Annotated in this window: 21 protein-coding genes; 10 read left to right on the top strand and 11 right to left on the bottom strand. The window is 70.9% G+C overall.

The genetic code is table 11. The features are described from left to right. Positions 1 to 56: 56 nt before the first annotated feature. The 5 genes from ACFFIA_RS35855 to ACFFIA_RS35835 all read right to left on the bottom strand — a co-directional run bounded on the left by ACFFIA_RS35855 (position 57) and on the right by ACFFIA_RS35835 (position 4566). Positions 57 to 605 carry a hypothetical protein gene (locus tag ACFFIA_RS35855; protein ID WP_377260099.1) on the bottom strand — a complete coding sequence of 183 codons (549 nt, stop codon included), beginning with the start codon at positions 603 to 605 and terminating at the stop codon, positions 57 to 59. A gap of 35 nt (positions 606 to 640) precedes the next feature. Further along, positions 641 to 2053: a sensor histidine kinase gene (locus ACFFIA_RS35850; protein WP_377260097.1), complete on the bottom strand. Its 1413-nt coding sequence runs from the start codon at positions 2051 to 2053 to the stop codon at positions 641 to 643. Then, positions 2046 to 2759 (bottom strand): response regulator, encoded by a 714-nt coding sequence (locus ACFFIA_RS35845; RefSeq protein WP_377260095.1) that lies wholly within the window; start codon positions 2757 to 2759, stop codon positions 2046 to 2048. Before ACFFIA_RS35845 ends, ACFFIA_RS35850 begins: the two co-directional genes overlap by 8 nt. A gap of 136 nt (positions 2760 to 2895) precedes the next feature. Beyond that, positions 2896 to 3390 (bottom strand): hypothetical protein, encoded by a 495-nt coding sequence (locus tag ACFFIA_RS35840; RefSeq protein ID WP_377260093.1) that lies wholly within the window; start codon positions 3388 to 3390, stop codon positions 2896 to 2898. 45 nt (positions 3391 to 3435) lie between these two features. After that, a complete protein-coding gene (locus ACFFIA_RS35835; RefSeq protein WP_377260307.1) occupies positions 3436 to 4566 on the bottom strand; it encodes a thiolase family protein in 1131 nt (376 codons plus the stop codon). 70 nt (positions 4567 to 4636) lie between these two features. Between ACFFIA_RS35835 and ACFFIA_RS35830 the strand changes: the two genes are divergently transcribed. After that, positions 4637 to 5086 carry a PH domain-containing protein gene (locus ACFFIA_RS35830; protein ID WP_377260091.1) on the top strand — a complete coding sequence of 150 codons (450 nt, stop codon included), beginning with the start codon at positions 4637 to 4639 and terminating at the stop codon, positions 5084 to 5086. Here the strand turns inward: ACFFIA_RS35830 and ACFFIA_RS35825 are convergent. Together ACFFIA_RS35825 and ACFFIA_RS35820 are read right to left on the bottom strand one after the other, a co-directional pair. After that, a complete protein-coding gene (locus ACFFIA_RS35825; protein WP_377260089.1) occupies positions 5079 to 6008 on the bottom strand; it encodes a rhomboid family intramembrane serine protease in 930 nt (309 codons plus the stop codon). The genes ACFFIA_RS35830 and ACFFIA_RS35825 overlap by 8 nt on opposite strands. 17 nt (positions 6009 to 6025) lie before the next feature. Next, entirely contained in the window at positions 6026 to 6562 is a 537-nt protein-coding gene (locus tag ACFFIA_RS35820; RefSeq protein ID WP_377260087.1) for a peptidylprolyl isomerase, read from the bottom strand. 235 nt (positions 6563 to 6797) lie between these two features. Between ACFFIA_RS35820 and ACFFIA_RS35815 the strand changes: the two genes are divergently transcribed. Beyond that, positions 6798 to 7262 carry a hypothetical protein gene (locus ACFFIA_RS35815; RefSeq protein ID WP_377260085.1) on the top strand — a complete coding sequence of 155 codons (465 nt, stop codon included), beginning with the start codon at positions 6798 to 6800 and terminating at the stop codon, positions 7260 to 7262. A 39-nt stretch (positions 7263 to 7301) separates the two neighbouring features. Here the strand turns inward: ACFFIA_RS35815 and corA are convergent, their stop codons facing one another. The 3 genes from corA to ACFFIA_RS35800 all read right to left on the bottom strand — a co-directional run bounded on the left by corA (position 7302) and on the right by ACFFIA_RS35800 (position 10531). Continuing rightward, on the bottom strand, positions 7302 to 8447 hold the full coding sequence (gene corA / locus ACFFIA_RS35810; RefSeq protein ID WP_377260083.1) for a magnesium/cobalt transporter CorA: 1146 nt from the start codon (positions 8445 to 8447) through the stop codon (positions 7302 to 7304). Positions 8448 to 8937: 490 nt separating this feature from the next. After that, positions 8938 to 10032: an aminotransferase-like domain-containing protein gene (locus tag ACFFIA_RS35805; RefSeq protein ID WP_377260081.1), complete on the bottom strand. Its 1095-nt coding sequence runs from the start codon at positions 10030 to 10032 to the stop codon at positions 8938 to 8940. 106 nt (positions 10033 to 10138) lie between these two features. Then, positions 10139 to 10531 (bottom strand): CBS domain-containing protein, encoded by a 393-nt coding sequence (locus tag ACFFIA_RS35800; RefSeq protein WP_377260079.1) that lies wholly within the window; start codon positions 10529 to 10531, stop codon positions 10139 to 10141. Positions 10532 to 10638: 107 nt separating this feature from the next. Between ACFFIA_RS35800 and ACFFIA_RS35795 the strand changes: the two genes are divergently transcribed. The 5 genes from ACFFIA_RS35795 to ACFFIA_RS35775 all read left to right on the top strand — a co-directional run bounded on the left by ACFFIA_RS35795 (position 10639) and on the right by ACFFIA_RS35775 (position 15913). Further along, positions 10639 to 11088, top strand: coding sequence for an NUDIX hydrolase (locus ACFFIA_RS35795; protein WP_377260077.1), 450 nt, complete (start codon positions 10639 to 10641; stop codon positions 11086 to 11088). A gap of 22 nt (positions 11089 to 11110) precedes the next feature. Continuing rightward, a complete protein-coding gene (locus ACFFIA_RS35790) occupies positions 11111 to 11971 on the top strand; it encodes an Fpg/Nei family DNA glycosylase (RefSeq protein WP_377260075.1) in 861 nt (286 codons plus the stop codon). A gap of 279 nt (positions 11972 to 12250) precedes the next feature. Further along, complete coding sequence (locus ACFFIA_RS35785; RefSeq protein ID WP_377260073.1) at positions 12251 to 13756, top strand: sugar transferase; 1506 nt, start codon at positions 12251 to 12253, stop codon at positions 13754 to 13756. A gap of 196 nt (positions 13757 to 13952) precedes the next feature. Beyond that, positions 13953 to 15161 (top strand): histidine kinase, encoded by a 1209-nt coding sequence (locus ACFFIA_RS35780; protein ID WP_377260071.1) that lies wholly within the window; start codon positions 13953 to 13955, stop codon positions 15159 to 15161. Continuing rightward, positions 15158 to 15913, top strand: a complete 756-nt coding sequence (locus tag ACFFIA_RS35775) for a LytR/AlgR family response regulator transcription factor (protein ID WP_377260069.1) — start codon at positions 15158 to 15160, stop codon at positions 15911 to 15913. The genes ACFFIA_RS35780 and ACFFIA_RS35775 overlap by 4 nt, the downstream gene beginning before the upstream one ends. A 184-nt stretch (positions 15914 to 16097) precedes the next feature. Here the strand turns inward: ACFFIA_RS35775 and ACFFIA_RS35770 are convergent, their stop codons facing one another. Then, on the bottom strand, positions 16098 to 16667 hold the full coding sequence (locus tag ACFFIA_RS35770) for a Uma2 family endonuclease (protein ID WP_377260067.1): 570 nt from the start codon (positions 16665 to 16667) through the stop codon (positions 16098 to 16100). 217 nt (positions 16668 to 16884) lie between these two features. On the opposite strand from ACFFIA_RS35770, the gene ACFFIA_RS35765 reads away from it, so the two are divergent. The 3 genes from ACFFIA_RS35765 to ACFFIA_RS35755 all read left to right on the top strand — a co-directional run bounded on the left by ACFFIA_RS35765 (position 16885) and on the right by ACFFIA_RS35755 (position 19901). Further along, positions 16885 to 17274, top strand: coding sequence for a DUF485 domain-containing protein (locus ACFFIA_RS35765; RefSeq protein WP_377260065.1), 390 nt, complete (start codon positions 16885 to 16887; stop codon positions 17272 to 17274). Then, the gene (locus ACFFIA_RS35760; RefSeq protein WP_377260063.1) at positions 17274 to 18938 is read left to right on the top strand and encodes a sodium/solute symporter; all 1665 of its coding nucleotides are present in this window, start codon (positions 17274 to 17276) and stop codon (positions 18936 to 18938) included. Before ACFFIA_RS35765 ends, ACFFIA_RS35760 begins: the two co-directional genes overlap by 1 nt. Positions 18939 to 19025: 87 nt before the next feature. Further along, entirely contained in the window at positions 19026 to 19901 is an 876-nt protein-coding gene (locus ACFFIA_RS35755) for a DUF4153 domain-containing protein (protein ID WP_377260061.1), read from the top strand. Positions 19902 to 19946 lie beyond the last annotated feature (45 nt).

The following is a 19946-nucleotide window of genomic DNA, read 5'->3' as shown; positions in this document are numbered from 1 at the left end:
CGCCAAAACGGACACCCCGGTGTGGTAACCGGGCGCCGTAAGGGCTTTGCCGCAGGTCAGGAGCGCGACACCACGATCAGGCGGGCCACGTAGCCGTCCCCCTCCCGGGCTCCCGCGACGCCGACGCGCGTGCCCGCCGTGATCTCTTCGGGCCGCACGGTCCTGGAGTGCCGTACGACGTGCAGGTCGGTGGCGAAGCTCCAGGTGGCCGTGTATCCATCGGTGGATTTCACAGTCACCGACGAGTCGTCGATCCCGGTCACCTCGCCGCGCTGCACCGCGACCGTCCTCGTGCCGTCCTTGGTCCGCACGACCACCTCGCCGTGCAGAACGTTCTTCCGGAGCAGGACCCGCGCCTTACGCCGTTCCCGCCGGTCCTTGCCGTCGGCCGAGACGGAGGGGGAGGCCGACGCGGACGGCGACGCCGACGCGGCGGCCGGCGGCGACGGGTCCAGGCCGAGCGCGGCGAGCGCCTGCCCCTCGGCGCCCATCACGGCCGCCACCTCCACCGCGTGCTCCCCGACCTCCGGCACCGGCCCGCCGCCGCACCCGGCCAGCCCGACCGCCAACACTCCGCTCGCCACAACCAGTCCGAGATGTTTCATGTGGAACAGCGTCCGCGAGGCCGGCGAGGGGAGCGTCAGGTTTGTGTACGAGGTGCGTAAGGAGGCAGCGTCACGGTGAAACGGGCGCCGCCCTCCGGCGCGTGGCCCGCCTCGATCGCCCCGTCCAGCCGGCGTACGAGCCCGGCGGCGAGCGCCAGCCCCAGGCCGCTGCCGACCTTGCGCACCCCCTCGTACCGCTGCCGCAGCGCCCCGCGCTCGAACGCCACGGCGAGGTCGTCGTCGGTGAGCCCGGGCCCGCCGTCCCGCACCTCCACGACCGCGCCGGCGGCTTCGGAGCGGGCGGCCAGCACGAGCGGCGCGCCGGCCGGGAGGACGCGCAGGGCGTTTTCCAGCAGGCCGTCGACCACCTGCCGGATCCGCCCCGGGTCGGTGAACGCGGGCACCTCGGCCGCGGGCAGCTCCACGCGGAGCACCACGCCGGCGGTGGCGCACCGCCCGCCCCAAGCCTCGGCCGCGTCCCGTACGAGCGCGGCCAGGTCGACCGGCGCCGGCGCGAGCGGGAAGTCGGCCGCCTCCAGCCGGGCCAGCGCGAGCAGGTCGCTCACGAGGCGGTCCAGGTGTTCGGCCTCGGCGAGCATGGTCTGCCCGGCCCGCTGCGCCCCCTCGCCCGCCACCACGCCGTCGGCGAGCGCCTCGGCGTATCCCCGGATGGCAGTCAGCGGCGTGCGCAGCTCGTGCGAGACGGAGAGCAGGAACTCGCGCTGCCGCCCCTCGCTGGTCGCCAGGGCGGCGGCGAGGTCGTTGAGCGCGTACGCCAGGTCGGCCGCCTCCTGCGGCGACTCCACTGGTACGCGTACCCGCCGGTCGCCGGCGCGCAACCGGGCGGCCGCGGTGGCGGCGTTCCGGATCGGGCGGACCAGCCGGCGGGCGAGCAGCACTCCCGCGCCCACGCCGGCGGCGAGCCCGGCCAGCAGCGGCAGCCACACGATGGCCATCACCTCCCGCCACAGCCCTCTGGAGCGGGGCGAGGCGAGCACGACGCCGTTGCCGTTCGGCAGCGCACGTCCGGCCACAATGGAGGAACGGCCGGCCACCACGCGCCGGCCGTTGACGTTCTCCCCCGCGGCCACGCGCGCGACGACCTGCGGCGGCAGCCCGGGGCGGTCGGGCTCGCCGGCCCGGATCAGGTACACGTCGACATCCCGCGTACGCAGCTGGCGGATCAGCCGCTCCTCGTCGGCCGTCCGGCCCCGGTCGAGGCGCGGCCGCAGCAGGTCGGCGGCGACCCGGGCCTGCTGGCCCAGCGACTCGCGCGCCTGCCGGTCGACCGACCGCAGTGCGATCGGCACCGCGATCAGCGCGGTCACGAGCACCGACACCACGGCCACCGCGCAGGCGGAGAGGACCGCGCGGGCGGTGAGGGTACGGCCGAGGGGGCGCCGCCGCACCACCGGCAGCAACTGGGTCAGCTCGCGGCGGTCAGGCATCGACGGCGTATCCGACGCCCCGATGGGTACGCAGCACGCTCGCGCCGGCGCCGAGCTTGGCTCGTACCTGCGCCACGTGCACGTCGACCGTGCGCGTGCCGGTGTGCGCCGCGTACCCCCAGACGCTGGCCAGCAGCTCCTCCCGCGTGAAGACCCGGCCGGGGCGCCCCATCAGGTGTGCCAGCAGGTCGAACTCGGTGGAGGTCAGCTGCACCGGCGCGCCGCCGACCGTGACCGCGCGGCGACCGGGGTCGAGCGTGACCGGGCCGACGGTCTGCGGCCGCCCCTCCGGCGTCCCGGCAGTGCGGCGGAGCACCGCGCGGACCCGGGCGACCCGCTCGCGCGGGCTGAACGGCTTGGTCACGTAGTCGTCGGCGCCCAGTTCGAGCCCCACGATGCGGTCGACCTCGTCGTCGCGCGCGGTGAGGAAGATGACCGGCGTCCAGTCGCCGTCCTCGCGCAGGCGGCGGCACACCTCGGTGCCGGAGAGCCCGGGCAGCGCGATGTCGAGTACGCAGGCCACCGGCCGCATCCGGCGGGCCGCCGCCAGCCCAGCGCCGCCGTCGTGCTCGACGTGCACGCCGAAGCCGTCCCGGGCCAGGTACATCCGGACCAGGTCGGCGATGGCCCGCTCGTCCTCGACGACGAGCACCAGGCCCTTCTGCTCCACGGCCCCATCATGTCCGAACGCCAGCGGCCCGGACATCAACGCAATGTTCGAGGAAGGTACGGATCGGGGCACCCCATACGGGGAGTAGGGGCGCCCCGATCCGCTGAACCTCTCTTCGACCCGCCTGCGGCCCCTTGTGGTCGCAGGTGCGGACCGGTCGAAAAGGGTTCAGTCAGGCGGCAGCCGGCACGCGCAGCGCTTCTGGCGCTGTTACGCGGGATGCCTGCTGGGCGCGCTCAGCCACCACACGGGGACGGAAGGCGTGGCTGAGCAGGGCGTCCAGGTGCCAGACCTGCTTCTGGTGACCGGTCTTGATCCAGAACCGCTCTCGGACGCCGTCGACCGCCGTGGCGGCGAACTCGACCGCGCCGATGCGGGGGTCCGGGTTCCAGGTGACGTTGCTGAGATGGCGGATCTCGGTGTTGAGGTGCAGGCGAAGCCGGTGCAGTACGCGGGTCTCCTGAGTTACCACCAGCCGGCGGTACGTCAGCAGGAGCAGGAACTCGCCATGCATCGGCCGATCCGTGCGGACGCAGCGGGCGACCAGGACCGTCGCGTCATCAGCCTCCACGCACCGCCGGAAGACGGGCATGTGGCGACTCACCGTCGAGATGGCCACACCGGCTTCAGCGGCGGCGGGCAAGAACGTTCGTGAGAACACGTCCATGCCACGTTTAACGAAGTGCTAACGGCTTATGTCGCGGGTTGCCGGCTATAGAACTTCCAGGATCGTGGCATTGGCCATGCCGCCGCCCTCGCACATCGTCTGAAGGCCGTAGCGGATGCCGTTGTCGCGCATGTGCTGGAGCATCGTCGTCATGATGCGGGCACCGGAACCGCCGAGCGGATGCCCCAGCGCGATCGCGCCGCCGCGGGGGTTGAGCCGCTCGGGGTCCGCCTCGGTCTCCGCGAGCCAGGCCAGCGGCACCGGGGCGAACGCCTCGTTCACCTCGTACACCCCGATCTCCTCGATGCCCAGCCCGGCGCGGCGCAGCGCCTTCGCGGTGGCCGGGATCGGCGCGGTGAGCATGATGACCGGGTCGTCGGCGGCGACCACGGCGGTGTGGATGCGCGCGAGCGGCCGCAGGCCGTGCTCGCGGGCCCAGTCGGAGGTGGTGATCGCGAGCGCGGCGGCGCCGTCGGAGATCTGCGACGCGGAGCCGGCGGTCACCACGCCGTCCGCCTTGAACGGGGTGGCCAGCTCGGCCAGCTTCGCCAGCGAGGTGTCCCGGCGGATGCCCTCGTCGGCGTCGATCGGCCCGACCGGCGAGATCTCCTCCTTGAACGCGCCCGCGTCCTGCGCGGCTGCCGCCTTCTGGTGGCTGGCCAGCGAGTACTCGTCGAGCTGTGCGCGCGAGAAGCCCCACCGCGCGGCGATCATCTCGGCGCCGATGCCCTGGCTGAAGCCGGCGTCGCCGTAGCGCTCGCGCACGCCGTCGCCGAACGCCCACTGCCCCGCCGCGCTGGAGCCCATCGGCACGCGTGTCATCGACTCGACACCGCCGGCCACCACGACGTCGGCCTGCCCGGAGAGCACCGCGGCGGCCGCGAAGTGCACCGCCTGCTGGCTCGAACCGCACTGGCGGTCGAGGGTGGTGCCGGGCACCGACTCTGGCCAGCCGGCGCCGAGGACGGCGTTGCGGCCGATGTTCCACGACTGCTCGCCAATCTGCGAGACACAGCCCCACACCACGTCGTCGACGTGCCGGGGATCGAGACCGGTGCGCTCGCTCAGCGCGCGCAGCACGTGCGCCGACAGGTCGACGGGATGGAGCTCGGACAGCCCGCCCTTGCGCCGCCCTACCGGTGTGCGTACCGCGCCGACGATGACCGCGTCCCTCATACTCATCGACATTACTCTCCAGTAGCGCCCGATCCGTAGACGGATCGACCGCACGGACCAGAATTGGCGGATGGACGCTCTCAGCTGGCGAGTGCCGTGGAAGGTGCCGGCCGCGAAGCTCGGTGTGGCCGCCGGCATCCTGGCGATCGGCCTCCTCTTCGCCGACGGTGACGTGGTCCGCCTGGTACTCGCCGCCGTGGTCGCCGCGGCACTCGCCGTCTGGGCGGCCCGCGACCTGCTCGCGCCGGTGCGGCTCGCCGCCGACCCCGCCGGGGTCACCCTGGTCGCGGGCTTCGCCGGCCGCCGCCGCGTGGCCTGGTCGCGGATCGAGCGGGTACGAGTCGACAGCCGACCCCGCCTCGGCATCCGCAGCGAGATGCTGGAGATCGACGCGGGTGAGTCGCTGCACCTGTTCAGCGAGTACGACCTCGGTGCGCCGCCGGCCGACGTGGCCGCCGCGCTGGAGTCGCTGTCGGGCGCCGCGCCTCCCCAGGGGAGCGCGGGCGACGACCTCAGGTGAGGGCGGCTGTCTGCAAAAGGGTCAGCGCCGCGAGGAAGACCAGCACCGCGGCGCTCCCGCCCACCTGGATGAGGGTGCGGCGAGGGCGTGGCGCGTACGCCAGGATGGCTCCCACCAGCGCACCGGTAACCAGGCCGCCCAGGTGGCCGGCGATCGAGATGCCCGGCACGGCGAAGGTCAGCACGATGTTGATCACCAGGATGCCGATCACGGCGGACGTGTCTCGCCCGAGCTTGCGCAGGATGATGAAGAACGCCGCGAAGAGCCCGAAGACCGCGGTCGAGGCACCGGCGGCGAGGCTGTCCGGGCTGAGCAGGTAGCAGGCGACGTTGCCGCCGAGCCCGGCCAGGAGATAAAGGCCGAGGAAGCGGAGCGGCCCGAGCACGGCCTCCAGGTTGCGGCCCAGCACCCACAGCGCCCACATGTTCATGGCCAGGTGCAGGATGCCGTAGTGGATGAACATCGCCGTGAACAGCCGGTAGTATGCACCGTCGGCGATGCCCGGATACACGTCGCCGAAGCCTGGGATCTCGCCGATCCACACGCCCTGGCTGTTGACGGTGATCGCGTGGCCGACCACGCCGCCGATCGCCTGTAGCCGCGTGGCGTTGGCGAAGAGGCCGCCACTGAAGAGCGAGCTGCCGCCGGCCAGGGCCACGCCGAGGAGGGCGACCAGCACGTTGAGGCCGATCAGCGCCTTGGTGACGTAGCCCTCGCGGCCGGCGGCACTGCCACCGAAGGCGGTGCGCGCCGGCCGCTGGGTGCGTCGTCCCTCGGCCACACAATCCGGGCACTGGTGCCCGACGGAAGCCGCCTGCATGCAGTCCGGGCAAATCGGCCGCTCACACCGGACGCACCGGACATAAGTCTCCTTCGACGGGTGGCGGTAGCAGACCGGCACGGTCACGGGAGACTCACTCATGAAGGCAAAGGTACCTGTCAGCCCTCGATTTCCACGCGCTCGATCACGACGTCCTTGATCGGACGGTCGCCGGGCGCGGTCGGCGTGGTCGCGATCGAGTCGACGACCTTCGCCGACGCCTCGTCCGCCACCTGCCCGAAGATCGTGTGCTTACGGTTGAGGTGCGGGGTCGGGCTCACCGTGATGAAGAACTGCGAGCCGTTGGTGCCCTCGTTGTTGTAGCCGGGCCCGGCGTTCGCCATGGCCAGCAGGTACGGGCGGTCGAAGCTCAGCTCCGGGTGGATCTCGTCGGCGAACGTGAAGCCCGGCCCGCCGCGACCGGTGGCCGTCGGGTCACCCATCTGAATCATGAAGCCGCTGATCACGCGATGCGACTGCGTGCCGTCGTAGTACGGCCCAGAGCCCGGCTGACCCGTCCGCGGGTCGGTGTAGGGCTTGGTACCACGAGCCAGCCCCACGAAGTTTTCCACCGTCTTTGGGGCGTGGTTGGGGAAGAGTTCCAACCGGATAGGGCCGTGGTTGGTGTGCAAGGTGGCGTAGGAAGCGTCAGCCACGGGTACTCCTCAGTTGTTGGTCAGTTCCATGCGGATCCTCCCATGTGCCCGATCCGGCAGTGCGAAGGCATCCGAAGAGGCAGGATGACGGGGTAGAAAGGCGAGGAGGTGGGTACCGGTGCTCGGAATGGCGCGGCGTAAGACGCGTAGCCAGCTGGTCAAGGCTGAGCTGGGCGAGAGTTTCGATCACTTCATGCAGGCCGCTACACATGCTGCGGGCGGAGTCGGTGCGACAATGGGCCCCCGTGCGGCTGACGGCGTGCACCGGGTCAAGGAGGGCGCGACCCACGGTTGGGAGTCCACGATGGCGGCGCTCGCGCCGCTGGCCGCCGCGGCGGCCGAGGGCGCCCGTGAGGCCAGCCGCACCACCAAGCGGGCCGGGAGCAAGGCACGCCAGGCCGGTGCCACGAAAATGCGGGCGGTCACGCCCAAGAGGGAGTCGCAGATGTCCCGCAAGCGTTGGCCGATGTTGGCCGGGCTGCTCGCCGCCGGCGCCGCCGTGGGCGCTGCGGGAGCGCTGGTCATGCGCCGCCGCAAGCAGCAGCAGTGGCAGGAGTACGACGCCAACCAGGCGATCGAGCCGGTCGCGGCCGACACCGGCGACAAGGGCGACTCGGCCAGCCCGAGCATGAACGGGACCGGCAAGGTCGACTCCGGCACGCTCGACGGCGTGGTCGACTCGACCAAGGGCCGCCACTGACGGATACCGGCGGGGCCCCGGGGCCCCGCCGGTCCGCGTCTACAGCCAGCCGTTCTTACGGAAGAAGCGGTACAGCCCGAGCGAGATGCTCAGCATGACGGCGAGCACCACCGGATAGCCGTACGTCCAGTTCAGCTCGGGCATGTGCGTGAAGTTCATGCCGTAGATGCCGGCGAACGCGGTCCACACGGCCGCGATGGCGGCCCAGGCGGCGATCTTGCGCATGTCGTTGTTTTGGTCGACGGTCACCTGTGCCAGCCGCGCCTGGAGCACCGAGTTGAGCAGGTCGTCGTACGAGTTGATCTGCTCGACCGTGCGCGTCAGGTGGTCCTGCACGTCCCGGAAGTACCGCCGGATCTCCTTCGGCACCTCCCGGTTGACCTGCGCGGTCAGCGTGATCAGCGGGCGCTGGAGCGGCACCACCGCCCGCTTGAACTCCACCAGCTCCCGCTTCATCTGGTAGATCCGCTGGATCCGGCCGTGCGAGTTGCGCGCGAAGACCTCCGACTCCAGCGCGTCGAGGTCGATCTCGACCTGGTCGGCCACCTCGACGTAGAGGTCGACGACCCGGTCGGTCACCGCGTACGCCACCGACCACGGCCCCTGGATGAGCAGGTCGTGCTTGCTCTCCAGGTCGGCGCGGACGGGCGTGAGCCGGCACGCGTCGCCGTGCCGCACCGTGATCACGAACGCCGGGCCGATGAAGAGCATCACCTGCCCGGTCTCCACCACCTCGGAGGTCTCGGTCAGCTCGCCGTGGCCCACGTAGCGGGCGGTACGCAGCACCAGCGAGCTGACCTCGCCGAACTGCTCCAGCTTGGGGCGCTGCCCCGCCTTCACCGCGTCTTCGACGGCGAGTTCGTGCAGCCCGTACGTCTCGGCGATGTCGGCCATCTCCGCCGCCCCTGGCTCGTGCAGCCCCAGCCAGACGAAGGCGTGCCGCTGCCGTTCCCGGCGGGCCGCGGCGAGCGCCTCGGCGTACTGCCACTCGCCGGGCTGGCGCTCGCCGTCGACGTAGAGAGCGCAGTCGACGACCGCGCTGCGCGAGGGGGGCGCGTGCTCCCGCCGCGGCGCCCCCTCGGCGGGGCTCAACATCCTGGTCATCGCCCGCCGGACGGGTGCGGCCAAGGTGCGGGCCAGTGGCCGCCCTCCCCCCTCGGCTCGCGGGGCACCCTCATGCGCCATGGACCCATCTTCCTATGCATCACTCGTCCCGACCGTTTCCGCTCGGGCGCCCCCGAGCAGCCGCAAGGTGAGGCCATCCGCGATCAAGGCGCCCCGATGCCGCTCGGTGGCGGCAGGGACGCCCTGATCACGGGGAGGGAGGAGGCTTGGGCGCCGGGCGGACCGGCCGCGTCGGGGGGTGGGGGGTGCGAGCGGCCCACCCGGCGCCGATGGGGGCGGGGGGTTTTGCTTATGGGGTCAACCGCATAGCGATTGCTCGCAGCATTGTGATCCGTTAGCCGGGCCTAGGGGAACCCCGGGCCGGCAGTGATGACACATTGTCAGAAATCCGACAGAAGAAGCGCAAGGGCCTGCCTTGTAGGGATCGGTCGAGCCGAGGCGAGGTCCAAACGGCGTCAGGTGTCGCCGATCGTCGCCTCGACCCACCACAAGGCAGACATTCCCTATAACCAGGCCCTAGCTTCGCCCTGTGTTTCCGCGCGGGGCTGGGTTACCTCCGGACCGCTTCGACCGCGGCGGCGAGCCGGCGCACGCCTTCTTCGATCTGCTCGACGGTCACGGCCGAGTACGCCAGCCGCAGCGCGTGCTCCCCGCCTTCGAGCAGGAAGTCGCTCCCCTTGACCACGGCGACGCCCCGCTCGGCGGCCGCGGTGAAGACGTCGTCGGCAAGTACGTCGTCGGGCAACTCGATCCAGAGGAAGTAGCCGCCGTCCGGCTCGGTGAACCGCACGCCCGGGATGTGCTCGCGCAGCGCGGCGGCGAGGACGGTGGCCCGCTCGCCCAGGGCCGCCTTGACCGTCTCGACCGAGCGGTCGATGTCGCCGGAGACGCAGAACTGGTGGACGATCGCCTGCGCCACCATGCCGGGCGAGATGTAGAGGTTGGTGGCGCGCTTGGCGATGTCACCGATCAGCGGCGCCGGCCCGACGAGGTAGCCGACCCGCACACCGGGGCAGACCGTCTTGGTGAAGCTGGAGGCGTGCACGACGACGCCGGTCTCGTCGAGCGAGAGCATCGAGGGCAGCGCCTCGCCACGGAAGCGGATGTCGACGTACGGGTCGTCTTCGAAGATCGTGAAGCTGTACTCGGTGGCGAGCTGGAGCAGCGCCTCACGCTTCTCCATCGAGAGCGTGACGCCGGCCGGGTTCTGGTAGTTGGGGATGATGTGGGCCAGCTTGGGGCGCACCCCCGACTCAAGCAGCTTGCGCAGCTCGTCGGTGTCGATGCCGTCGGGCTGGAGCGTGACGGCGTGGATCTCGCCGCCCCGGCTACGCAGGTTGAGCAGCGTGCGGTCGTACGTCGGGCGCTCCACCACCACAGCGTCGCCCGCGCCGACCAGGTAGTCGAAGAGGAACGCGTCGGCCTGCAGCGAGCCGTTGGTCACCAGCACCTGGTTGACGGAGACGCCATGCTTGTCGGCGATCCACTTGCGCAGGGGCGGGTAGCCGACGGACGTGCCGTACGCCGTGATCCCGCCGGGATCGGCGTCGAACGCGCGGACGGCGGCGGCCTTGAGGCCTTCGACATCGACGATGTCCAGCGAGGGCGCGCCACGGGCGAAGGAGATCAGCTGCTCGGCGGTCATGGTTGCACAGCGTACGGACCAAAGTTGATCATCACGACCCAGATCCGCTGTGAAGTGCCTTTTCGGAGGACGTACGGCAGCCCTCCCGATGGACCCGCGGGCCGGGTCAGACCTTGGTCGACGCGTGCTGCTGGGCCCAGACCCGCATGATGTCGCGGACCGAGATGATCCCCAACACGTCGCTCTCCTCCATGACGACGAGGTGGCGGAACCCGCCACGGGCCATCGCCACAGCCGCCTCCTCAAGAGTCCACTCCGGGCTGGCGTAGACCACATCCCAGGTGAGGTGGGCGGACGTGTGCTCGACATCGGGGTCGAGACCCCGGCCGATGGCGTTGAGAACGTCACGCTCCGTCATGATGCCGACCCCCTCGGAGTCGGGGTCGATCACGATGGCTGAGCCGATCCGGCGAGTGGACATCATCTGGGCGGCCTGCCTGAGTGTGTGCTCAGGGCCGACTACGAGGACCTGGCTGGACATGGCATCGCGTACGCGCATCGCACATCACCCCTCAAGGCACCGTACGGACATCGTCGCCCGAACAGAGACAGAACTACAAGACTTGTGTTCTGTCCGGACGGGACTCAAGTAGATAGATTCGGAATGTGCCCACGGAGCCCCTACGCTGCGCCGGCGCCTTGATCGTCGACGACGACGGGCGCATCTTCATCCAGCGCCGCTCACCTGATCGGCGCCTGTTTCCCAATACCTGGGACATCGTCGGTGGCCATCTGGAGCTTGGGGAAACCCTCGAGGAGGCCCTGCGACGGGAGGTCGAGGAGGAGACCGGCTGGACCGTCTCCGTCGTCCTCGGCACGGTCGGTGAGTACACGTACACCGGCGATGACGGCATCGACCGCGTGGAGACCGACTTCCTGGTGCGGGTCGACGGCGACCTGAGCCGCCCACGGCTGGAGGCCGGCAAGCACACGGAATGCCGGTGGATTACGGAGAGTGAGATCGTGGTGCTGGATGAGCACCGCGATGTGAACGACGGCCTGATCCGCCGGATCGCCGAGGACGGTTTCGCGGCTTTACGGCTCCTCGGCCTCTGAAACACGGGCTACCTTTTGTCACATGCCGGAGTTGCCTGAGGTGGAGGCGCTCGCCGCGTACCTTCGCGAGCGGGCGGCCGGACAGCGCGTGGAGCGCATCGAGGTCTCCGCGATCAGCGCGCTGAAGACGTACGACCCACCACCGACCGCGGCGGCCGGGCTGGAGCTCACCGGCGCCGGCCGGCACGGCAAGTTCCTCGACGTCCGCATCGGTGACGACCTACACCTGGTGGTGCACCTGGCGCGGGCCGGCTGGCTGCACTACCGCGACTCGTTCAACCGCGACGCCCCGCTCAAGCCCGGCAAGGGGCCGATCGCGCTGCGGGTACGGCTCGGCGACGGCTCCGGCTTCGACCTCACCGAGGCCGGCACCAAGCGCAGCCTCTCGGCATACCTGGTGAAGGACCCTGCGCTGGTGCCCGGCGTGGCGCGGCTCGGTCCGGACGCGCTCGCCACCGACGCGGAGACGTTCGCCGAGCGGATCCGCAGCCGCAAGGGACAGGTCAAGGGGGTACTGACCGACCAGGAGGTGCTCGCCGGCGTGGGCAACGCCTACTCCGACGAGATCCTCCACGCGGCGCGGCTCTCCCCGTTCGCGATCACCAGCCGGCTCACCGACGAGCAGATGGCGCGGCTGCACACGGCGACCCAGGAGATCCTGACCGACGCGGTGACCCGATCGGTGGGCCAGCGCGCCGCCGAGCTCAAGGGCGAGAAGCGCTCGGGTCTTCGGGTACACGCCCGGACCGGCCTGCCCTGCCCGATCTGCGGCGACACGGTGCGGGAGGTCTCCTTCGCCGACTCCAGCCTCCAGTACTGCCCCACGTGCCAGACCGGCGGAAAGCCACTCGCCGATCGCAGACTGTCACGGCTCGTGCGCTAGGCGATATGGCCGTGACCTACCGTTTTGCAAACCGGACCCAACGGGCACATCCGATGTGGGCAACGCTCGGTATAGTGGCCCGGTCCATGGTCCCATTCGATCACGGTGGGGCGTATTGTCTCTGCGGTCACCGATCCGCCGCGGTGACCATGGGAGACTGATGCGGTGGTCAGTCCCGAGCCTGACGGCACATGGGCGGCACGTGCAAAGCGGGAGGACGTAGGTGAGGTGACGACAAGCCTCCAACGCCCGGTAGCAAACACAAGCCGGAACAGGACCGTGCGCCACGTCGACAGCTTCGAGATCCAGGCGCCGACGCCGCCATCGCACAACGGTGTGCCGCGTTCGGCGTGGGCCCGTGCCCGTCGGCGCGCGTCCCGCTGGCACCGCCCATACACAGCGGTGCTGCTCCTACTCGACTATGGGGCGGCCGCACTGGCCAGCCTCATCGCCATCAGCGCCTTCGACCAGGCCGTCTCCGGCTTCCAGGACGCCGACGAGGCATGGTTCAAGACGGTCGCGTACGTGCTGTTGCCGCTCGGTTGGCTCATCATGCTCTGGGCCAACGGCGCCTACGACCGTCGTTATCTCGGCCTCGGCACCGATGAGTTCAAACGAGTGGTGCGTGCATCGGTGACGGTCATGGCGAGCGTTTCGTTCCTCGCCTTCGCCACCAAGACCGACCTCTCCCGGCTCACCGTGGCCACCGCCCTCGTCGGGGCGACCATCCTCATCCTGGTCGCCCGCTACTTCGCCAGGTTCGTGCTGCACCAGGTGCGCAAGCGAGCCGGCCACGCCGGCCACCGCATGCTGCTGATCGGCACGCTGCCGGAGACGCTCGAGGTCTACACCGCGGTCACCCGCAGCCCGTCCGCCGGCCTGGTGCCGGTCGCCATCCACATCACCGACGGATACGCCGCCGTGCGCGGCATCGAGACGCCGGTGCCGGTGCACTCCGGGCGTGACGTGCTCACGCTCGTACGCGAGGTGGGCGCCGACACGATCGCGGTCTGCGGCTCGGCCAGCGCCGAGCCGGGCGAGCTGCGCCGCCTGGCCTGGCAGCTCGAAGGCACCGGCGTCGACCTTGTCGTGGCCCCCCAGCTCACCGACATCGCCGGCCCGCGCGTCCACATCCGGCCGATCGAGGGCCTGCCACTGCTGCACGTCGAGGAGCCCACGCTCTCAGGCATCGGCTGGCTGGCGAAAAACCTCCTCGACCGGATCGCGGCCGGCGTGGGGCTGCTGCTGCTGACGCCGGTGTTCGTCGGGATCGCCATCGCGATCAAGCTCTCCGACCGCGGCCCGGTCTTCTTCCGCCAGCCTCGGGTCGGGCACGAGGGCCGGACGTTCCGGGTCTGGAAGTTCCGGACCATGTACGTCGACGCCGAAGACCGGCTCGCCTCCCTGGTCGACCAGAACGAGTCCGACGGCATGCTCTTCAAGATCAAGGAAGACCCGCGCGTCTTCCCCGTCGGCCGCTTCCTCCGCGCCAGCTCCCTCGACGAGTTGCCCCAGCTGATCAACGTGCTCAAGGGCGAGATGTCCCTCGTCGGCCCCCGGCCACTCCCCGCCGACGACGGTGACTTCCTCGGCGACGTGCGGCGCCGGCTGCTGGTCCGCCCGGGCATCACCGGCCTGTGGCAGGTCTCCGGCCGGTCCGACCTGTCGTGGGACGAGGCCGTGCGACTCGACCTGTACTACGTGGACAACTGGTCCCTCGCCTACGACCTCAGCATCCTCTGGCGCACGGTTGGCGTGGTGCTGGCCCGCAAGGGCGCCTACTAGGACCTGGCCGGGCGCTGTTTGCGGGCGCCCGGCAGGGTCCGGTGGTATGTGTTCTTTCGTCCGATGCCGCCGATCGTCGTCCGGTGACCTTCGCCGGCTTCGCTGAGGCCGGTGGCCAGCGGCTGGGGGCCGGTGGACGCCGGTGGACGCCGTCCTAGATCCGCAGCCGACCTGCCCGGGATGCCATGATCTGCGCGTGAGCGCCAACGTCTCCGCAGCGGTAGCCGTCCTGGCGCTGATCAGCGCACTGGCGGCGGCGGTCTGGGCGGTGGCCCGCCTGCGCGCCCGGCGCGGCATCGCCACCGCGACCCAGCGGGCGACGTACGACGTGCTGCACACCGCCGGCCTCGCCGCCGACCCGCTCCGCACCGGGCTGAACCAGGCGAGCGCCGCGAAGGCGATCCGGCACCTCCGCGCGCTCGTCGGCGCGCCCGGCCTGGCGCTGGTCGACGGGGATTCCGTACTCGCGCTGGACGGCCGCGGCACGCACCACTCCGACCAGCTGACGGCCGCCTCCCGCAAGGCGCTCACCGCCGGCCGCTCCACCGTGCTCGGCCCCGGCGAGCTGCCCTGCGACCGCGTCGACTGCCCGGTGCGCGGTGCGGTCGTGGCGCCGCTGACCGGCCCTGACGGCTCGGCGCCCGGCGCGCTCGTGGCGATCGCCGACGACCAGCCTGCGCCTGGCCTCGTGCAGGCGACGCTGGAGACCGCCCGCTGGGCCGGCGCACAGCTCGCGCTGGCCGAGCTGGACTCGTCGCGGGAACTGCTCGCCCGCGCCGAGGTACGCGCGCTCCGCGCCCAGATCAGCCCGCACTTCGTCTACAACGCGCTCTCCGCCATCGCCTCCTTCGTCCGCACCGACCCGGAGCGGGCGCGCGAGCTGATCCTGGAGTTTGCCGAGTTCACCCGCTACTCGTTTCGCTCGCATGGCGACTTCACCACGCTCGCCGAGGAACTGCGCTCGATCGACCGGTACCTCACGATCGAGCGGGCCCGCTTCGGTGACCGCCTCCAGGTGCGGCTCCAGATCGCGCCCGAGGTGTTACCGGTGGGGCTGCCGTTTCTCTGCCTCCAGCCGCTGGTGGAGAACGCTGTGCGGCATGGCCTGTCGCGTAAGCCGGGCGTGGGTATGGTGAGCATCGAGGCCCGCGACGCCGGGGCCGAGTGCCACATCACCGTCGAGGACGACGGCGTGGGCATGGACCCGGCGGTGCTGGTGGCCGGGGTCGCGGAGGCCGCCGACAGCCACGACTCGGGCCATGTCGGACTGTCCAACGTAGACGAGCGACTCCGCTCGGTGTTTGGTGAACAGTTTGGCTTGGTGGTCGAGACCGACGTCGGAGCGGGTATGAAGGTGAGCATGCGAGTGCCGAAGTTTCACCCCGCGGTCAGGACGAGCCCGTGACCGCCTTCCTGCGTGTGCTCGCCGTCGACGATGAGCCGCCGGCCCTCGACGAGCTGGCCTACCTGCTCCGCACCGACCCGCGCGTGGGTCGCCTGCACACCGCCTCCGACGCCACCGAGGCGCTGCGCGTGCTCCGCGACACCGATGTCGACGTCGTCTTCCTCGACATCCGCATGCCCGGCCTCGACGGCATGGAGCTCGCCCGCGTGCTGCGCCGCTTCGCCCGGCCGCCGGCGATCGTGTTCGTGACCGCGTACGACGACGCCGCCGTGGACGCCTTCGACCTCGGCGTCACCGACTACGTGCGCAAGCCGGTGCAGCCCGAGCGGATCGGCGAGTCGCTGCGGCGCGTGGTCAGCTCGCGCGTCGTGCCGGCCGGCCCCACCGCCGCGCCCCGCGCCGAGGACGACCCGACGATCCCGGTCGAGCTGGCCGGCACCACGCGCATGCTGCCCCGCTCGGCGGTGCGGTGGGTCGAGGCGCAGGGCGACTACGCCCGCCTGCACACCGCCGACGGCTCCCATCTCGTGCGCGTGCCGCTGGCCACACTGGCCGAGCGCTGGGCCGACGCCGGATTTGTCCGCATCCACCGGTCGTACCTGGTGCAGCTGCGCCTGATCGCCGAGCTGCGGCTGACCGGCTCCGGATACGTCGTGGTGGTCGACGACACCGAACTGCCGGTCTCCCGCCGGCACACACGCGAGTTGAAGGACAAGCTCGTCCGCGCCGCCAAACAAGACTGGAACCGCTAGGGCGTGTTTCATAAGAGCATGCCCGGCCTGCGGCGGGCCCAGACGACGACCGGCGGCACCGGACGCCGCCTGGACTCCGCCTCGGCTCGACCGACCCTCATGAAACACGCCCTAGAGCCAGCCATCGCGGCGTCGGTCGTGGCGCAGCCCGCGGCTCCCGCTCGGTCGGGCTTGAACGAGGCGTCTAGAAGATCTCCGCGAGGTCGAAGGCGAGCGGGAACGGCTTGTCGGTGCGCCACACCTCGCCCGGGCGCACGACCTGCGCCTCTCGATACATGCCGTCGATGGCCAACTCCAGGACCGTCAGGGTCTGCTGCCTCGGGTCGACGATCCAGTAGAGCGGGATGCCGGCCAAGGCGTATTCGTCACGCTTCAGGATGAGATCCTGGCGGGCGTTACTGGGCGAAAGCACTTCTACCACGACGAGCACGTCGGTGGGATGAAAAGCATCGCCGTCTTCGGCGCAGGCCGCCTCGCTAACGACGAACAGATCTGGAATGAAATAGGACGTGCGTTTTCTGCTCACGCCAACGCTTTGGCCGACAAGGAGTTCTTTGGGCACCTGACGCGCCATCAGGCCGTGCAGCCGGTTGGTCGCGTTGCCGTGGAACTTGCCGGCGTGTGGGGTCACGAGCAGGCTCCCGTCGTAGATCTCGTAGCGGTTGCCGTCGTCGTCGGGGAGATCCTTGAGGTCGTCGATCGTCCATGGTGCGCCGAACTCGTGGTGCGGTATGAGTGATGCGGCCATCGTCATGCCTCCACATGCTGGCGGAATTGGCGGAAGATCGTTCGGTTATCCACAGGCGCCAGTTATCCACAGGGCTTCCTGATTATCCACAGGCGGCGTAATTATCCACAGGCTGTACCCGACAAGTGGGCGGGCCGACCGCGTCCCCGCGGACACGGGCATTCGCACGGCCATCGCGTCGCTGGCGCTTGACATCGGGCGACGGTGAGTGAGACTGCCGGACATGGAGCAGCCCAGCGGCGCCGACGCGCCAGAGCGGACCAGGATCGTGCTGGCCGAGGTGGTACGCCGCCGCGACCACGATCGGGTCAGGGCCGAGCTGGCCGAGCAGACCCAGGTGGGGGAGGCGCTCGTGCGCGGGCTGGTCCGCGCCCAGCTCGCCCTCGCGCTGCGGCTCACGGTCGTGGTGGCCATCGGGCTTGGGGCGCTGCCGCTGCTCTTCGCCATCGCGCCCACGACCAGCGCGGTCGACGTCTTCGGCATCAGCCTGCCGTGGCTGCTGCTCGGCGTCGGCTCGTTCCCGTTTCTGGGCCTGGTCGGCTGGGCGTACGTCCACCTCGCCGAGCGCAACGAGCAGGACTTCACCGCGGTGGTCCGCCGGCCGGAGCGCTGATGGACAATCCGTACACCGTGCCGGCGATCGTCGCGGTCACGCTCGTCACGCTGGCGATCGGCTTCTACGGGCTCAAGCTGGCCCGCACCACGTCCGACTTCCTGGTCGCCTCGCGCGTGGTCAGCCCCACCTGGAACGCGGCCGCGATCGGCGGCGAATACCTCTCGGCCGCCTCGTTCCTTGGCGTCGCCGGGCTGATCCTCAAGTACGGCGTCGACGTCCTCTGGTACCCCGTGGGCTTCGCCGCCGGCTACCTCGCGCTGCTGCTCTTCGTCGCCGCGCCGCTGCGCCGCTCGGGGGCCTTCACGCTGCCCGACTTCTGCGAGGTGCGGCTGCACTCGCGCGGGCTGCGCAAGCTCGCCACCGCGTTCGTCGTCTTCATCGGCTGGCTCTACCTCGTGCCGCAGCTCCAGGGCGCCGGCCTCACGCTCACCACAGTCACCGGCGGGCCGTACGAGCTGGGCGCCCTCCTCGTCGGCGTCGTCGTCACCGCCAACGTCGCGCTCGGCGGGATGCGGGCGATCACCTTCGTGCAGGCGTTCCAGTACTGGCTGAAGCTCACCGCGCTCGCCGTACCCGCGATGTTTCTGGTTTTGCACTGGCAGGCGGACGGGCGTCCGCCGGTGAACCCGCCCGACGGCCTCACCTTCCCCACCACGACCACCGTCGTGATCGAGGACCGCGCGACCCTCACCTTTCCCGATGGGTCCACAGAGGAGGTACGACCCGGCGAGGAACTCACCTTCCAGGCCGGTGACCCGGTGCCGCAGGTGTCTGGTGTGGACACCGCGATGGGGATGGACTGGCTGCTGCCGGGGCAGGAGCCGGGCGGGCTCTTCGGCACGTACAGCCTGATCCTGGCGACCTTCCTGGGCACGATGGGGCTGCCACACGTACTCGTGCGCTTCTACACCAACCCCAACGGCGCCGCCGCCCGCCGCACCACGCTGGTGGTGCTGGCGCTGGTCGGCCTCTTCTACTTCCTGCCCACGCTCTACGGCGTCCTCGGCCGCGTCTACACGCCACAACTGCTGATGACCGGCCAGACCGACGCGGTGGTGCTGCTCCTGCCCGGCGCGGTCGTCGGCTCGGGCCTGCTCGGGCAGTTGCTCGCCGCCCTGGTCGCGGCCGGCGCGTTCGCCGCGTTCCTGTCGTCCAGTTCCGGGCTGCTCACCAGCGTCGCCGGCGTCGTCTCCACCGACGTGCTCGCCGCCCGGGCCGGCGACCGTGGGCCCGCCCAACGCGGCTCCGTACGCGACTTCCGCCTCGCCTCGCTCATCGCCGGCTTGGTGCCGGTCGTGCTCGCGCTCAACGTCGCCAGCCTCGACGTCTCGCAGGTGGTGGGGCTGGCGTTCGCGGTGGCGGCGTCCAGCTTCTGCCCGCTGCTCGTGCTCGGCATCTGGTGGCGCCGCCTCACCGACCTCGGCGCGGCGGCGGGCATCCTGGTCGGCGGCGGGGCCGCGGTGGGCGCGGTGCTGGTGACGATCCTCGGCCCGCCGCTCACCGGCTGGTCGGCGGCGCTGGTCGCCCAGCCGGCGGCGTGGACGGTGCCGCTCGCGTTCGCCGTGATGGTGGTGGTCTCCCTGGCCACACGCCGCCGCACCCCGCCCGACGTGGGCACGACGATGCTGCGCCTCCACGCCCCCGAATCCCTCCGCCTCTGAGCGTTTGCAGTACGACTGACCGGTTCTCCACAGGTTGTTCACAACTCGCGCCGGAGGTCTCCACTGACGGTGCATAGAGTGCCGGACATGAGCGAGCGTCGTGTGCTGGTGGTGGAGGACGAACGGACGATCGCAGACTCGGTGGCGGCACGGCTGCGCGCTGAGGGCTTCACCGTACGCATCGCCGCCGACGGGCCGAGCGCCGTGGAGATCGCCGGTCAGATGCGGCCCGACCTCGTCGTACTCGATGTGATGCTGCCCGGCTTCGACGGGCTGGAGGTGTGCCGGCGGATCCAGGCGGAGCGGCCGGTGCCGGTGCTCATGCTCACCGCGCGCGACGACGAGACCGACCTGCTCGTCGGGCTCGCGGTGGGGGCGGACGACTACCTGACGAAGCCGTTCTCCATGCGCGACCGGCTGCTGGTACGGGTCCTGCTCGGCGGGCTCGCCGCGCTGTGCCTGGTCATCGTGGCGTCCGCGCTTTTCCGGATGCACACCTACGAGGAGGCGTACGGCTTCACCCGGCTCCGCCTGCTGGTCAGCGCCTGCGTGCTGTGGCTCGGCTCGGTGCTGGTGATGGTGCTCGTGGCGGGCGTACGGCTGCGCGCCGGCTGGCTGCCCCAGGCGGCGGTCGGCAGCGGCGTGGCGGCGCTCGTCGGGCTCGCCCTCCTCGACCCGGACCACTTCATCGCCGACCGCAACGTGCACCGGTACGAGCAGACCGGCCGGATCGACGTGGCGTACCTGGCCGAGCTCTCCGCCGACGCCGTACCCGCGCTGGACCGGCTGCCCGCCACGCTCCGCACCTGCGCGCTCGGCGACGTCGCCCGCGACCTTGGCCAGGAGAGCGACTGGCGGGCCTGGAACCTCGGCACCGACCGGGCCCGGCACGCGCTCGGTGACCATCCCGACACCTCGTATCCCTGGTCAGAGGCGTGCGGTCCGCGCCGCACCGCCTGGTAGCGGCTACCGTCGGGTAGGTGAGGACTGGTGAACATGCCGCGCTGG

Source organism: Phytohabitans kaempferiae (assembly GCF_042433955.1).
GTDB lineage: Bacteria > Actinomycetota > Actinomycetes > Mycobacteriales > Micromonosporaceae > Phytohabitans > Phytohabitans kaempferiae.
This window is presented reverse-complemented; position numbering and strand designations above follow the sequence as displayed.

Excerpts from the sequence above, each read along its gene's own strand:
- ACFFIA_RS35855 (WP_377260099.1), bottom strand. The coding sequence starts at position 605 with ATGAAACATCTCGGACTGGTTGTGGCGAGCGGAGTGTTGGCGGTCGGG.
- ACFFIA_RS35850 (WP_377260097.1), bottom strand. The coding sequence starts at position 2,053 with ATGCCTGACCGCCGCGAGCTGACCCAGTTGCTGCCGGTGGTGCGGCGG.
- ACFFIA_RS35845 (WP_377260095.1), bottom strand. The coding sequence starts at position 2,759 with ATGTCCGGGCCGCTGGCGTTCGGACATGATGGGGCCGTGGAGCAGAAG.
- ACFFIA_RS35840 (WP_377260093.1), bottom strand. The coding sequence starts at position 3,390 with ATGGACGTGTTCTCACGAACGTTCTTGCCCGCCGCCGCTGAAGCCGGT.
- ACFFIA_RS35835 (WP_377260307.1), bottom strand. The coding sequence starts at position 4,566 with ATGAGGGACGCGGTCATCGTCGGCGCGGTACGCACACCGGTAGGGCGG.
- ACFFIA_RS35830 (WP_377260091.1), top strand. The coding sequence starts at position 4,637 with ATGGACGCTCTCAGCTGGCGAGTGCCGTGGAAGGTGCCGGCCGCGAAG.
- ACFFIA_RS35825 (WP_377260089.1), bottom strand. The coding sequence starts at position 6,008 with ATGAGTGAGTCTCCCGTGACCGTGCCGGTCTGCTACCGCCACCCGTCG.
- ACFFIA_RS35815 (WP_377260085.1), top strand. The coding sequence starts at position 6,798 with ATGGGCCCCCGTGCGGCTGACGGCGTGCACCGGGTCAAGGAGGGCGCG.
- corA (WP_377260083.1), bottom strand. The coding sequence starts at position 8,447 with ATGGCGCATGAGGGTGCCCCGCGAGCCGAGGGGGGAGGGCGGCCACTG.
- ACFFIA_RS35805 (WP_377260081.1), bottom strand. The coding sequence starts at position 10,032 with ATGACCGCCGAGCAGCTGATCTCCTTCGCCCGTGGCGCGCCCTCGCTG.
- ACFFIA_RS35800 (WP_377260079.1), bottom strand. The coding sequence starts at position 10,531 with ATGCGCGTACGCGATGCCATGTCCAGCCAGGTCCTCGTAGTCGGCCCT.
- ACFFIA_RS35790 (WP_377260075.1), top strand. The coding sequence starts at position 11,111 with ATGCCGGAGTTGCCTGAGGTGGAGGCGCTCGCCGCGTACCTTCGCGAG.
- ACFFIA_RS35770 (WP_377260067.1), bottom strand. The coding sequence starts at position 16,667 with ATGACGATGGCCGCATCACTCATACCGCACCACGAGTTCGGCGCACCA.
- ACFFIA_RS35765 (WP_377260065.1), top strand. The coding sequence starts at position 16,885 with ATGGAGCAGCCCAGCGGCGCCGACGCGCCAGAGCGGACCAGGATCGTG.
- ACFFIA_RS35760 (WP_377260063.1), top strand. The coding sequence starts at position 17,274 with ATGGACAATCCGTACACCGTGCCGGCGATCGTCGCGGTCACGCTCGTC.
- ACFFIA_RS35755 (WP_377260061.1), top strand. The coding sequence starts at position 19,026 with ATGAGCGAGCGTCGTGTGCTGGTGGTGGAGGACGAACGGACGATCGCA.